Here is a 13,505-nt window from a genome sequence, read left to right on the forward strand (position 1 = left end):
TCATGCAACAGTGGCATCTTTTTCTCGCCTTTTTCAGGGTGGGAATGCTTGGATATGGTGGTGGACCGTCTTCCATCCCACTTGTTCATAAAGAAGTAGTAGAGAAATACAAATGGCTCGATGATGATGAATTTGCTGATGTTTTAGCATTGGGTAATTCATTGCCAGGTCCGATTGCGACGAAAATGGCAGGGTACATTGGTCATCGTGTGGCAGGGATAGGCGGGATGTTTAACGCCGTTCTAGCGACGATTGTACCAACGATTGGCATTATGATTTTCCTCCTAACGTTTCTATCCACTTTTCGTGAAAAGGCGTGGGTGCAGGGAATGACCCAGGCAGTTGTCCCGGTTGTTGGGGTGATGCTAGCGGTATTAACGTATGATTTCTTCCGAAAAGCTCAGGGGAATTTGGGATGGATTTTGACGATTATTTTAACTGTTGCGTCCTACGGACTGATTGAGTTAGCTGGCGTTCATCCAGGGATTGTTATTGCGTGTTTGTTGCTTTATGCGTTATTGAAACCGTCACGTGGAAAGCAGGATGAGGACAAGGAAAATAATCAGGTGAAGGAGGAGCAGTCATCATGATCTATTGGGACATCTTTGTTGCCTTTTTCATACCTGGGATTGTTGGATACGGTGGTGGACCTGCTTCTATTCCACTTGTTGAAAATGAAGTTGTTGGTCGCTTTGGCTGGATGAGTGTGAATGAATTTAGTGAAATGCTTGCGATGGCGAATGCACTGCCGGGACCGATTGCAACGAAAATGGCAGGGTACATTGGCTTTCAACAGGGAGGTGTTCTCGGTGCATTCGTTGGCGTGTTTGCTACGGTAGCACCTTCATTAATACTAATGATTTTGTTATTGAGCTTGCTTACTAAGTTCAAGAACTCGCCGAAAGTTAAAAAGATGACTGCGCTCATACGTCCTACAATCGCCATTCTATTAGGCGTCATGGCGTTTCAGTTTTTTACAACGTCTTATGAAGGAGCGGGACTGTACCAAACGACCTTTCTCATTGGTGCAAGTTACGTGTTGATGGAGCGAATGAAGGTACATCCTGCATTTGTGATTGTTGGATCGCTCGCGTATGGTGCGGTGTTTTTGGGGTGATTCGCGGGTGCCTGTCACCACCCGAAATAGCGCGTATTATGTCGAAATGAAAGAGCTCCTGCGGCAGGCCGCGGGAGCTCTTTTTCTCTTATTCTATTGGAAGTAATTTAACTGGTCCAAGCGTTTCAATCATATCACCTGTAGTTGTGAAGAAGACGTAGTCTCCAGTTCCGACCATACCATCACCTAGTATTGTATTGACGATGGGCATTCCGCTAGAGTCATAGACAAAAAAGTTTGTGCCGTCACCAGTATTTGTTACTTGATATCGACCTTCAGGCACATCTGTGCCAACTAGATATTGACCAGCAATGAGTTCGATTGGTTCTTCGCTTTTTCGGACTATGGTTTTATCGAGTTTCTCGATTTCTTTTTCCTTTGCTTTGATCGTATCATCTAGTTCGCTTACGTAAGCCTTTTTTTCTTTAACTTTGTCACTCAGTTTGTTGAGTTCTTTTTTATTGCTATCTTGATCTTTTTTTAGAGAGTCGATTTCTTTCGTGATCGTGTCTTTTTGATCAATTAATTTTTCTACTTCTTTCACTTCTGTTTGCAGCTTTTCTAGTTTTTTATTCTCGACATCTTGTTGATCTTCAGCAGCATCAGTGTGTTTTTTAATGGATAGTAATTTACTTTCTTCGTCTTTTACTCTGGCTTCTGCACTAGTGATATCTGATTGGATCTTCTTAAGTTGATCTGTGTAGTTCTCCTCGAGATCTGCATTGCCAATGAGTACGCCGATTAGGACACTTACAAGTATAGTAGCAATTCCTCCAGTAATGGAGAGGGTTATGATCATTCCTTTTTTCATGATAGACTCCCCCAGACATGTCTGTTTAAGCTTTCAACTTATGTATATTGTCAGGTGAGTGGGTTTAGCACTTGAGGGGATTCGCGGTTCGCAGGTTTGCGGGTGCCTGTCACCACCCGATTTTTGTCGAATACAAAAAATCGGTTCCCATCTTATATAGAGGGAACCGATTTTTGACTTCTATTTATTCGTTCATTTGCTTCGCAACATGATCATCATCAAACTCTTCAAGATGCATAAGCTTCTGTAGTTTCTTAGACAGTAGCAGAAGGATAATGCCGAGTCCAAGAGCGGCAAAGCCTAGATACATGAAGATTTCAAGATATCCTGCTGATGTTGTGAGTGCTGCAACTTGTCCAGCAAGATAGTTTGCTGCTGCGTTACTTAGGAACCAAACACCCATTAGTAATGAAGCGATTTTCACTGGCGACATTTTACTAACAAGAGAAAGTCCGATTGGTGAAAGGCAAAGCTCACCAAGTGTATGGAAGAAGTAAGTGACAACCATAAATAGCATCGTTGCCTTAACTGCAACGTTTCCTTCGTCACTTCCTGTCATCAATACAGCTGGAACCATCACCATAAATCCGACTCCAAGTAAGATCAGGCCAAATGCCATTTTTGTTGGAATTGCGAAGTCTCCACGCTTGGATCTCGCAAGCTTCAACCAAATTGCTGAAACAATTGGTGCTAGTAATAGCACAAACAATGGATTAAGTGACTGGAAGAATGAAACAGGTACTTCATACCCGAATACGGTTCGGTCTAGGAAATCACGTGTGTATAATGTGAACGAAGCACCAGCTTGTTCAAATCCAGCCCAGAATGTAACTGTAAAGACAGCTAGGATTAGAATAACGGCTGTACGCTGCTTCTCAATTTTAGTAAGTGGTTTCGCTTTTCCTTTAACTGTTGGTGTTACACGATTGCTTGATGGTGTGCGGCCAATGTCGCCAAGGTATTTTTTCGAAAGTAGATTAAATGTAACCTGTCCGATAATCATACCGATTGATGAAGCAAGAAATGCATATTTAAATCCGTATACTGGAACGCCACCTGTATTTGTATAGAAAATATTCGCATACAACAAGCCTGCAACCAATGGCGAGATGAGTCCACCTAGGTTAATACCCATGTAGAAAATCGTGAATGCTGAATCTTTTCGCTTATCATTTTTACTATAAAGTTCTCCGACAAGAGTGGAGATATTCGGCTTGAAAAATCCATTACCGATAATAAGTAAGAGTAGTCCAATGTAAAGTCCCCATTGCTCTTGAATCGCAAAAAGGGTAAAATCACCAACGGCCATTGTAATACCGCCGATTGTAATGGCTGTCCGTAGTCCGATGAATTTATCGGTTAGGTAACCACCAATCAAAGGTGTAAAGTAGACAAGACCTGTATATATACCGTAAAGCTGTAGGGCTTTACCTTGATCCATACCAAGTCCCCCGCTGAATAATTCAGCTGTTAAATAAAGAACTAGAATTGAACGCATACCATAATAACTATAGCGTTCCCACATTTCTGTGATAAACAAAAGGTACAAACCAGGAGGGTGTTTCATTTTTCCGTTTTTAGCTGGTTTTCCCTGAATGGTGGTATCCATATATTTAACCTCCAATTTTTAAGAACTTCTCCATTTTAGCAAATTATTTGTCAATTTAAAGATGTAAAAGAAATGTTTATCTTTTTAAAATGTTTGTAAATTTGTAAAAATTACATCGATATTACGAAGGTGTATTTGTTTGAATTTACAAATTTAATGAAAATAAACCCTTTTATCTACTGCGTTTGATAGGGTGTTGATTTCACTTAGGTTTGTTAATCGAAGGAAAGATAACGCTTACAATATTACATAATAAATACAAAAATAAGGGATAAAGATCTAGGTCTTTATCCCTGTGTTATTGCGGCGGGTGCCTGTCACCACCCGAATGAACTCATTATTTGTCGAATTGCGCGATGGGAAAGCGTTCAATACAAATAGACTTTAATAGTATAACGGTGCTAAAATAAGAAAAATATGTGAATTACGGTGATTGTGGAGGAGTGACGAGGTGAAGCATCTTTTCTTGGTCGTATTGTTTAGCTTTCTCGTGTTTATATATCCAGCACAGCAGCTCAATCAATTCGATTACCAACCAATTGAGCAGCCTACAATCACTGAATTGGACTATCTTCCTGACGTCAACATGACGCCTTATACACAGTCTGTTTCTCTTGAAAAACAAAAGGTTCTTCGTCATTTTGTTCCACTTCTTTCAGCTGTGAATGTTCAAATCCATCCCCCTTTTATAATGAGGAATCTTTCGTTGAAAGAAATTCATCCTGATGCACATGGCTTTTTAGGAGCATATGCTTTTCAGTCGAATTACTTTTCAAACTCCATCCTTTACTAGATAAGCTCGAGTTAAACTAATCTAAGTTGAGGTGGAGAAGATGAAGAAGAAATCATCTAATATGAAAGACGCGTTAGACTGTTTTGGGTGGATTTGTTTGTTCGTTATCCCCTTTTGGGGAATGATTTTTTTATCCGCAGAACTGACGGGACAGCATTTTCTAAAGACTCTAATGGTGTACTTTAAATAGTTGCGAATAATGATGGTTGCAGGAGGCTTTAACTTCCTGCGACTTTTTTTATTGTTCGAAGTTTGAATGTGGTCGATTATTACTAATGCTCTTTCGAATGAACATGATATTTTTGGTAAAATAAAAGAAAAATCGATAGTGAAGAGGTGGGGGACTATGGTTGTTGTCATTGTAAAGCTCTGTATATCTGCTTGTTTAGGATTAATGATCGGAATTGAAAGGGAGCTTAAGCATAAGCCGCTTGGCTTAAAAACGTGTATGGTGATTGCGGTTAGTAGCTGTTTATTAACAATTGTTTCAATTGAGTCTGCTGAGACGTTTTCTGAAATCTCACCTAACATTCGAACAGACCCGATGCGTCTTGCAGCACAGGTAGTGTCAGGAATTGGTTTCATCGGTGCTGGGGTTATTTTAAGACGTAATAACGATGCGATATCAGGATTAACGACGGCAGCTATTATTTGGGGTGCATCAGGTCTTGGCATTGCGGCAGGTGCTGGATTTTATTTTGAAGCATTTGTCGGAGTGGCGCTAATTCTGTTTAGTGTTAATTTACTACCGCTTATTATTAAGAAAATTGGTCCAAGCCAATTAAGACAGCGTGAGATGCGAGCGAAAATTACCCTTCAAAAAGGAACGGATATTACAGCGTTCATGAATTCGATTCAGGCTGCTGATTTTGAGGTCAAACACGTGCGAGTGCGCGATACAAAAGAGAAGGATCATCAGATAGATCTTCGATTATTAACGTTTGAAAGTAACCACATAACGAGTATTTATCAACAACTGCGAGACCTTGACGGCACTACGTTCGTGGAGGTTGATGGGTAAGACAGCGGGTGACAGGCACCACCCGGTTTAAGTCGACTGAACTCCAATAATGTCATCTTGTGTTGAATTGATGTTTGCATCCAGGGTCTCATTCTAATGTTTCCTTCTATTGAATAGAGTAACTTGAGGAGACTATTAGTCTGATTTAGACGTTGGAGTTGACGATCGATGGTTGTTGTACTTATTAAATTGAGTATATCTGCTTTGCTGGGGTTAATGATCGGGATTGAGAGGGAGTTAAAGCACAAGCCGCTTGGTTTAAAAACGTGTATTGTTATCGCTGTAAGTAGTTGTTTGTTAACGATTGTTTCGATTGAATCTGCGGAATCGTTCGCGGAACTTTCAAAGAATATCAGAACAGATCCGATGCGGTTAGCGGCGCAAATTGTTTCGGGAATCGGTTTCATAGGTGCTGGCGTTATTCTTAGAAGAAACAATGACGCGATTTCCGGGTTAACGACAGCCGCCATCATTTGGGGAGCTTCAGGTCTTGGAATTGCGGCGGGTGCTGGGTTTTATTATGAGGCATTTGTGGGTGCTGGCTTAATTCTTTTTAGTGTAAATATTCTTCCTTGGATTATTAAACGGATCGGTCCGAAAGCGCTCAGGCAACGTGAAATGCGTGCGAAGATTACACTGAAGAAAAACGTGGATTTGACTGAATTTATGAGAGCTATTGTGGAGCATGATTTTGAAATACGTCATGTGCGGGTTAGAGATGCGAAAGATAAAAATCCACAAGTAGAACTTAAATTAATGACATTTGAAGAAAATGCAACAACAGACATCTACGAGCTTCTCAAGGACGTTAAGGGTGTTAATGAGATTGAAGTAGAAGGATAGAGCAAGAAGAAAGGAGATGATGGCTGAATCCATCATCTCCTTTCTTTATTGTCATGGTAATAATGCAAACTCGTAGCCCTGTGCTCGAATTTCTTTTATTAAGGTAGGAAGAATTTGTACGGTTTGCTTCAGTTCATGAAGCAGAATAATGGCACCATCTTCAAGATTCGAAACGACGTTTTTCGTGATTTGCTCAGGATCGTTGGCGAGTTCCCAGTCCATTGAACCAATTCGCCACATGACGGTAGTGAGACCGAGGTCTTGTGCAACGTTAATGGTATCCGTATTATACTGACCAAAAGGGGGTCTGAAGTAAGTGACAGGGGTGCCTGTGATGCTTTCAATTTTTTGCTTACTGTATAAAAGCTCCCTGTATTGCTGTGCATAATCCAGGTTTGGTAAGTTAGGGTGCTTACACGAATGGGATCCAATGATGTGTCCTTCGTCTATCACTCTTTTCCACGGTCTTTCACCGTAAAGGAGGCGTGATTGCCAGAAGAAGAGGGCACGAACGTTTTCTTTACCTAAGATATCAAGTAGCTCCGGGAGAGCCCGTCCCGGGCCATCATCGAAGGATAAAATAACCGTTTTCTTAGAACCTGTATGTCCTTTTGTAATAATATCTTTCTCGTTAGAGTCGTACACGACCCTTGTTTGATCAACAATTCATGGACTTTTAATCATTTACTCTCCCCCTAAGGTATTTAACGTTAAGCTCTTTTCGTACATGCGGATCATCGCTTTTATTTCACTATTAGCTGAGTGGTAGTTTTCTATATAGTCAACGGCGTTCTGTCCCAGTTCCTGGCGCAAAGAAAAATCTTCCATTAACGAGCGAGCAAGGTTCTGGAAATTCTCCATACCGTCATAAACGAAACCTGTCCTGTCGTGGGTCACAATGCTTCGGTTTCCTTTATTAGAAGAAACGAGGACTGGTAGACCATGACTCATTGCTTCGAGAACGGCAGATGATTGTCCTTCACTATGGGACGTATTTATAACAACGTCCGCATTTGCATATAGCGATTGCATTTCAGTGTGGGGAATAACGCCATCGTACGTTACCCATACTTTGTTCTCTGAGACTAACTGCTGAACAATCTTGCCTTCTTCAGACTCAATAATCGGACCTACAAGTTTCAAGTGCACTTGTGGGTGAGTCTGACGTAATTGTTTAAGAGCTTCAATAGCAAATGGAACGTTTTTGACTTTACGAATTCCTGCAGGTAGTAGAAATGTAAAAGGATCCTGCTGGTTATGCTGAAGGGGGGCGCGCTTGTTGGATGTGCTCGTGCCTTGAGCTATAACGTACAGCTTGCTTTCTACTTCAGGTAACACTTCAAGCACGTGTTCTTTTGCCTTTTCATCGAATACATGAACGGCTAGTGACTCATTCAAGCAGGTGATGACGTCTTGTTTCCGATCTATATTCTGTAGATCATGATTGAGATCCGTTCCAGTAAGTGTAATTGTATAATTCGTGATCGGAGTGCTTACTGTTTTCATAAACTGATAAAAACGATAAGCATTGAAACCATGAATCAGATCAGCATCCTTTAGGGAATGCAGGTCATCAATTTGCTCGGTTATTGAAATGACTTCCGTTTCTATCCCAGCTTCCGATAGACCTTCTGCAATACGTCGCACTGTAATCGTATTGCCACGAAGCTGATGATAGAAAGGAGTTGCGAGAATTACTTTCATGAATGCTCATCCTTTAGTCATTCGGGCGGTGCCTGTCACCACCCGATATTTGTCAAACTATGTCATATGCGTATGATTAGAGAGAACCGTTCGAAATTGAGATAATACTCTATATTAGTTTACTAAAGATGGGGAGTGTTACAAAGTATGAAACGTTTTTTTCAAAAGTTACTGGGTTGGGAGAAGTGCATGATCTGCAAGAAGAAGCCGACGCGTGCTCACTATTATTTAGATGATGAAGACAATCGCAAGCCGGTTTGTTATAAGTGCGTTTCGTATGCTGAGCGGAGAGCGTATCGGAAGGCTTAGGGGGAGTGAATAAACGCGAGTTAAGAGCAGTGGAAATGACAGACGATCAGCCTGAGTCCTTGTTTATCAGTTCTCGGGTTTTTGGTATGCACAAGTCTTTTCTTTAAGAGGTTCCGCATCTGTTAGAGGCGTGTGGGAATAAATGCTATAATTTGAAAGTGAGATAGTATGTTCAGAAGCGATAACTAACTGTACTGGAGAGATAAGTATGTCATTAAAAGAAAAGAATATAGTAGTGGATATTGCGTTTAATAATTGGGCGTTAAATGATACAGAGAATCAACGCTGGACAAAAGAATGGATTGAAAGAAGAATGGAAATCTTTATGTCTTTCACAGCGAAGAGCTTAGAAAACCAAACAAATCAGGATTTCACTGCACTTGTACAATATGATGATCATACTGAACACCTTGTGAAGAAAGCGATGAGAAAGTATAAGCGACTTCCAAGCAATATAAAAATGATCCCTCACAGTGAATTGAAAATGCAGTTTGAAAATCATGTTCGAGATGCTAAATTCGGATATTTTGTCCGTTTGGATTCTGACGACCTTTACCATGAGTCATTTATTCAGCAACTCCATGATTTCCAAGATAGTGAAAATATCAATGTGGTAATCAACCAAAAAGGATATGTCTATGATGCTATTCAAGATCGTCTTGCAACTGTTTCGTTTAAATCGCCGCCATTTTACACGTTAATTTATAAAACAGAAGACTTTCTAAATGGATTTAGATATGAAATGAAAGGTCATCGATCCATTATTGAGATGCCTCACCACATTCTAACTAACCGTAATTATACGATTATTGTTCATGCGCAGAATACGTCGACTACTTTCAAAGAAAAATATGAAAAAGGTATGATACATGATACTTCTGAAAAAAATAGAGTGCTAAATGAATTTCTTGGTGAGGGAAGAGACAGATTAAATGTACTTGGGAAATTGATGAATAAATTAACTTAATTGCTTTTTTATAGATACTTGTTTGCAAACACCATAGTAATGGTGTTTTTTATTTAGGATTTTTCATAGAACCCCATTTCAAAACTCCTGCCAAAAAAAGCCTTTATTTAAGATTACGGTCCATTAGAAAAGTGATAAAATGAACGTCGGAAACGGATCGTTATGATTTCGTCAAATCTACTGGTTATAATAGAATGAGGTTTTGTTTTAAGGGGGAAAAGCATGAAGCAGCATGATAAAATGCCCGAAGATGATCCGAGGTATCGCGTGGCGAACCGGGAAGCTCTACTAGGTGTTGGACTTGTTATTATAAATTTTATACTGTGGTACGGATTCGCCTACGGGATTGGGTCTAAGCCTGTTGAGGAATACAGTTATATTTGGGGACTGCCCGCATGGTTTTTCTATAGTTGCATTATTGGAACCGTGATCATCATCTCACTCGTTATTCTAGCGGTCGTCTTCTTATTTAAAGAAGTGCCGTTCGATGAGGAGGGTGATGAATGAACTGGGAAGTTGTAATTCCACTCATCCTTTTTCTTATTTCCATTTTTGTGATCGGCTTTTATGCATCAACTCATTTGAAATCCACATCGAACTTTCTGCAAGAATATTTTCTAGGGAGTCGTCAGCTTGGCGGATTCATTCTTGCGATGACGATGATTTCTACATATGGAAGTGCGAGTAGCTTCATCGGTGGTCCTGGCGTTGCTTATACGATGGGGCTTGGCTGGGTGCTGCTCTCGATGACGCAGCTTGCGACAGGGTATTTTGTCTTGTCCGTCCTTGGAAAAAAGTTTGCGATCATGGCTCGTAAAATTCGTGCTGTTACGCTGATTGACTTTTTGAAGGCACGTTATGAAAGCAAAGCTGTTGTGATTTTATCAGCGCTTAGTATTATCATCTTTCTTTTCTCCGCAATGGCAGCACAGTGGATTGGTGGCGCGAGGCTGATTGAGTCGCTGACAGGGTTGTCGTATACAGGAGCGCTGTTTATATTTGCTGTTTCTGTCCTCGTCTACGTGATCATCGGAGGCTTCCGAGCGGTTGCGATCACCGATACGGTCCAGGGTGTGGTGATGTTAGTTGGAACGCTCGTGATTCTCATTGGAACCGTGATAGCGGGAGGCGGAGTAGGGAATATCGTTTCCACACTTGCTGCTGAGAATCCTGGGTTGATCTCACCATTTGGTGCCGATCAATCGCTAACACCGCTATATGTTTCCTCGTTCTGGATTCTAGTAGGTGTAGGAGTCGTCGGACTTCCTCAAGTTGCGGTTCGTGCAATGTCTTATAAAAGTTCAAAAGGCATGCACCGCGCGCTAATCATCGGAACGGTTGTTGTTGGTGTTATTATGCTTGGTATGCATCTAGCAGGGGTATTTGGACGGGCGGTGCTACCTGGAATTGAAGTTGGGGACACCGTCATGCCGAAGCTCGCGATGGAAGTTTTGCCGGCGTGGCTCGCGGGGATCGTGCTCGCAGCACCTATGGCTGCCATTATGTCGACAGTTGATTCTCTGTTATTGCTTGTGAGTTCAGCCGTTGTAAAGGACGTTTACTTGAATTACGTGAAACCTGATGCGAATGATCAAACGATCAAGCGGCTTAGCATCGGTGTTACAACAGTGCTCGGTGTACTTGTTTTTGCGATGGCCGTCAATCCACCAGAGCTATTGATCTGGTTGAACCTCTTTTCATTTGGAGGGTTAGAAGCTGCATTTATCTGGCCTGTTGTGATGGGGCTATATTGGAAGAGAGGCAACGCAAGCGGAGCGATGGCTTCGATTCTAGTTGGGGTCGGAAGTTATATTGGGTTTAATACGTTTCTGCCGAATGCGTTCGGGATGCATACGGTCGTATTGCCGGTCGCTCTTTCGTTCGTTAGTTACGTGATTGTTAGCTTGATGTTTTCGAGGAAGCATGCGGTGGTGCAGGAAGCCGTTATGATGAGGTTGTGGAAAGTTTGATAAATCAAAAACCAGGTGGAAATCACCTGGTTTTTGTTATTCTTCACTATTCAAGCAAGGTGCTTTTTAACTTAAGGAATATCAAGCATTCGACAGATTCCTCCAAAAACCGGGTGGTGACAGGCACCTGCGAACTACCTGCGAACTGGCGATCCTGCGTACTTTCGAAGCACTTATGAAGATGACCAAAAGTACTCATTTTCTCTACACCAACATACAATTTCCGACCGAATTAGAGTGAATTAGCTCAATTTTTCATAGGTGAATAGTCTAGTTTTGAATAGTAGAGTAACTTGTATATTTAATTAATAATTTACTAAACATTCAATTAATGGAATAATAAGGATGGTAATTTAACTCTGAAGGAGGAATTGTGATTGTATAAGAAAACGCTTACAGTAGCTCTGGCAACTGGTCTGGTTCTAAGTCCAATGTCTTTCTCGGTTGATGCAGCTAAACCTGCTCCGAATGAACAGTCTGATCACGCATTTGATAACAAAGTGATCAAAAAAATCAATGCTGATAGCATGTATAACAACATCGCTTTACTATCTAAACAACCTCGAGCGGCGGGTACAGAAGGGGAGTATAAAGCGGTTCAGTACATAAAAAGTGAGTTTGAGAGCTATGGCTATGAGACTGAATTGCAGCCTTTTACTATTCAAGAGTGGGATGGGGGAACTTCAGCGATTTCTTTTAATGATGAAGAGCCCTCTTTCGATGTTAACTCCTTCGAAGGATCTATCAACGGAAGTGTGACAGGACCTCTCGTTTATGTTGGTCTTGCATCTGCAAGTGAAGTAGGTGATGAAGTAGAAGGAAAGATCGCTTTAATTGAACGTGGCTCTTATAGTTTTTATGAAAAGATTCAAAACGTCTATGATAAAGGTGCTATTGGTGTAATCATGTTTAACGGCGAAGGACGGTCTGGTAACTCGTTTGGATATGCTTATGAAGGTCAGGATATCCCGGCAGTAGCCATCACAAGGGAAGCTGGACTTAGTCTTGTGGAGCAGCTACAAAATGAAGACGTTCAAGCAAGTGTGAGCGTTACGAATGCTGGTGTGATTGATAAAACATCGTATAATGTGATTGCAAAGAAAGAACCTCACCCTAAAAAAGATAACGGTCAAATCGTCACAGTGGGCGCACATCACGATTCAGTTCCTAATGGACCAGGAGCAAACGACGATGCATCAGGTGTTGCAGCGACGCTTGAATTAGCGAGAATTATGGCCAAAACTCCTACAGATACTGAGCTTCGATTTGTTACGTTTGGAGCAGAAGAAAAAGGCTTAGTCGGATCTTATCATTATGCCGACACATTAACGGATGAAGAGATAGATAACATGGTCGCTCATTTTCAAATGGATATGGTAGGAAGTCGTGATGCAGGAGAATTAATCATGTTCACTCCTGACGGAAACAAAAATCTAGTAACTGATCTTGGTGCTTCAGCTGGAGCAAGGATTTCAGGCGCAGTTGATTATGGACAGCTTGGGCGAAGCGATCATGTTCCATTCTTTCTAAAAGGAATCCCATCCGCTTTGTTCATCCATGCTCCACTTGAACCTTGGTACCATTCTCCTGATGATACGATTGATAAAATAAGCAAAGAGAAACTTCAGAATGTAGCTGAAATCGTAGGAGCTGCTGTCTATCAGATTGCAAGGCCGGACACACCTGCTCTTGAGAACGCGCGAGTTGCGCCGTCTCCAGCAGACTACGATTTTGATGATCGTCCATTGTAATGAAAAAGGCTTGAAGAGTTGGGCACATGCCAGCTCTTCAAGCCTTCTTTGTGATATGAATTTCGTTACTTGTGTTTTGAGACCAACATAGGTAAATGGTCTGTCTAATTCAGCTGGAAGTCTGTGGTAAGATGGTAAGTATCAGCTGCAATGCAGGGTGGGCGGCGGTACCCCGTTAATGAAAGGGGGTGCTGCCTATAATGATGAGCACATTTGAAGCGCTTGTTTTAATGATTAGCTTTGCTTCTCTCGTGGTCACGATTATTACGGTTTCTAGTAATAAAAAGAAGTAACCCACCCTGCCCCGGCCAAGGTTTAAGGTGAGTTACTTTTTCTTTTGCCTTCTGAGCCGCCGCTCTTCATGCGGAGCAGCTGTATGGACGCTGGTGCGAATGCACCGGCGTTCTTTTTTTACTTTATGTGATCTAGTTTTATTATATGCAATCAGGGTGCTTCTGACAAGGTGGGAAAACCGAGGTCCAGAGGATTCGCAGGTGACAGGCACCACCCGGTTTATCGGGTATTATGTCGAACGAAAGTTAATGAGGTAAGAAAGGTACTGAGGCGAATAGACGAAATATATATCATAGTCACTAAATAGAGTGACGCT

At 41.5% G+C, this 13,505-nt stretch carries 14 protein-coding genes; 10 read left to right on the forward strand and 4 right to left on the reverse strand.

Annotation, left to right across the window (positions count from 1 at the left end; genetic code table 11):
• The first annotated feature begins 2 nt into the window (after positions 1-2).
• Together AB986_RS12915 and AB986_RS12920 are read left to right on the forward strand one after the other, a co-directional pair.
• Positions 3-590, forward strand: coding sequence for a chromate transporter (locus AB986_RS12915; RefSeq protein WP_048311534.1), 588 nt, complete (start codon positions 3-5; stop codon positions 588-590).
• The gene (locus tag AB986_RS12920; RefSeq protein WP_048311535.1) at positions 587-1,117 is read left to right on the forward strand and encodes a chromate transporter; all 531 of its coding nucleotides are present in this window, start codon (positions 587-589) and stop codon (positions 1,115-1,117) included. Before AB986_RS12915 ends, AB986_RS12920 begins: the two co-directional genes overlap by 4 nt.
• Positions 1,118-1,205: 88 nt before the next feature.
• On the opposite strand, the gene AB986_RS21225 is transcribed toward AB986_RS12920, so the two are convergent.
• Entirely contained in the window at positions 1,206-1,928 is a 723-nt protein-coding gene (locus AB986_RS21225) for a coiled-coil domain-containing protein (RefSeq protein WP_053216175.1), read from the reverse strand.
• A 184-nt stretch (positions 1,929-2,112) separates the two neighbouring features.
• Entirely contained in the window at positions 2,113-3,537 is a 1,425-nt protein-coding gene (locus AB986_RS12930) for a peptide MFS transporter (protein WP_048311536.1), read from the reverse strand.
• A gap of 451 nt (positions 3,538-3,988) precedes the next feature.
• Here AB986_RS12930 and AB986_RS12935 point away from each other — a divergent pair, with 451 nt between their 5' ends.
• The 3 genes from AB986_RS12935 (at position 3,989) to AB986_RS12945 (ending at position 6,194) form a co-directional block, all read left to right on the forward strand.
• Entirely contained in the window at positions 3,989-4,330 is a 342-nt protein-coding gene (locus tag AB986_RS12935; protein ID WP_048311537.1) for a hypothetical protein, read from the forward strand.
• Between the two features lie 346 nt (positions 4,331-4,676).
• Entirely contained in the window at positions 4,677-5,351 is a 675-nt protein-coding gene (locus AB986_RS12940) for an MgtC/SapB family protein (RefSeq protein WP_048311538.1), read from the forward strand.
• A gap of 168 nt (positions 5,352-5,519) precedes the next feature.
• Positions 5,520-6,194, forward strand: coding sequence for an MgtC/SapB family protein (locus tag AB986_RS12945; protein ID WP_048311539.1), 675 nt, complete (start codon positions 5,520-5,522; stop codon positions 6,192-6,194).
• A gap of 51 nt (positions 6,195-6,245) precedes the next feature.
• Here AB986_RS12945 and AB986_RS12950 read toward each other — a convergent pair whose 3' ends face one another.
• Positions 6,246-6,839, reverse strand: a complete 594-nt coding sequence (locus tag AB986_RS12950) for a polysaccharide deacetylase family protein (protein WP_048311540.1) — start codon at positions 6,837-6,839, stop codon at positions 6,246-6,248.
• Between the two features lie 39 nt (positions 6,840-6,878).
• On the reverse strand, positions 6,879-7,898 hold the full coding sequence (locus AB986_RS12955; RefSeq protein WP_048311541.1) for a glycosyltransferase: 1,020 nt from the start codon (positions 7,896-7,898) through the stop codon (positions 6,879-6,881).
• Between the two features lie 517 nt (positions 7,899-8,415).
• Between AB986_RS12955 and AB986_RS12960 the strand changes: the two genes are divergently transcribed.
• The 5 genes from AB986_RS12960 to AB986_RS22735 all read left to right on the forward strand — a co-directional run bounded on the left by AB986_RS12960 (position 8,416) and on the right by AB986_RS22735 (position 13,188).
• Entirely contained in the window at positions 8,416-9,174 is a 759-nt protein-coding gene (locus tag AB986_RS12960) for a glycosyltransferase family A protein (RefSeq protein WP_048311542.1), read from the forward strand.
• Positions 9,175-9,414: 240 nt separating this feature from the next.
• On the forward strand, positions 9,415-9,681 hold the full coding sequence (locus AB986_RS12965; protein ID WP_152671020.1) for a YhdT family protein: 267 nt from the start codon (positions 9,415-9,417) through the stop codon (positions 9,679-9,681).
• A complete protein-coding gene (gene panF / locus AB986_RS12970) occupies positions 9,678-11,144 on the forward strand; it encodes a sodium/pantothenate symporter (protein ID WP_048311544.1) in 1,467 nt (488 codons plus the stop codon). Before AB986_RS12965 ends, panF begins: the two co-directional genes overlap by 4 nt.
• A gap of 377 nt (positions 11,145-11,521) precedes the next feature.
• Positions 11,522-12,895 carry a M20/M25/M40 family metallo-hydrolase gene (locus AB986_RS12975; protein WP_048311545.1) on the forward strand — a complete coding sequence of 458 codons (1,374 nt, stop codon included), beginning with the start codon at positions 11,522-11,524 and terminating at the stop codon, positions 12,893-12,895.
• Between the two features lie 200 nt (positions 12,896-13,095).
• Positions 13,096-13,188 carry a putative holin-like toxin gene (locus AB986_RS22735; RefSeq protein WP_224594651.1) on the forward strand — a complete coding sequence of 31 codons (93 nt, stop codon included), beginning with the start codon at positions 13,096-13,098 and terminating at the stop codon, positions 13,186-13,188.
• The last annotated feature ends 317 nt before the right edge of the window (positions 13,189-13,505 follow it).

This window comes from Guptibacillus hwajinpoensis (assembly GCF_001039475.1).
GTDB lineage: Bacteria > Bacillota > Bacilli > Bacillales > Guptibacillaceae > Guptibacillus > Guptibacillus hwajinpoensis.

What these genes read in the sequence shown, in the direction of transcription:
- AB986_RS12915 (WP_048311534.1), top strand. Translation starts at nt 3, where the DNA reads ATGCAACAGTGGCATCTTTTTCTCGCCTTTTTCAGGGTGGGAATGCTT.
- AB986_RS12920 (WP_048311535.1), top strand. Translation starts at nt 587, where the DNA reads ATGATCTATTGGGACATCTTTGTTGCCTTTTTCATACCTGGGATTGTT.
- AB986_RS21225 (WP_053216175.1), bottom strand. Translation starts at nt 1,928, where the DNA reads ATGAAAAAAGGAATGATCATAACCCTCTCCATTACTGGAGGAATTGCT.
- AB986_RS12930 (WP_048311536.1), bottom strand. Translation starts at nt 3,537, where the DNA reads ATGGATACCACCATTCAGGGAAAACCAGCTAAAAACGGAAAAATGAAA.
- AB986_RS12940 (WP_048311538.1), top strand. Translation starts at nt 4,677, where the DNA reads ATGGTTGTTGTCATTGTAAAGCTCTGTATATCTGCTTGTTTAGGATTA.
- AB986_RS12945 (WP_048311539.1), top strand. Translation starts at nt 5,520, where the DNA reads ATGGTTGTTGTACTTATTAAATTGAGTATATCTGCTTTGCTGGGGTTA.
- AB986_RS12955 (WP_048311541.1), bottom strand. Translation starts at nt 7,898, where the DNA reads ATGAAAGTAATTCTCGCAACTCCTTTCTATCATCAGCTTCGTGGCAAT.
- AB986_RS12960 (WP_048311542.1), top strand. Translation starts at nt 8,416, where the DNA reads ATGTCATTAAAAGAAAAGAATATAGTAGTGGATATTGCGTTTAATAAT.
- AB986_RS12965 (WP_152671020.1), top strand. Translation starts at nt 9,415, where the DNA reads ATGCCCGAAGATGATCCGAGGTATCGCGTGGCGAACCGGGAAGCTCTA.
- panF (WP_048311544.1), top strand. Translation starts at nt 9,678, where the DNA reads ATGAACTGGGAAGTTGTAATTCCACTCATCCTTTTTCTTATTTCCATT.
- AB986_RS22735 (WP_224594651.1), top strand. Translation starts at nt 13,096, where the DNA reads ATGATGAGCACATTTGAAGCGCTTGTTTTAATGATTAGCTTTGCTTCT.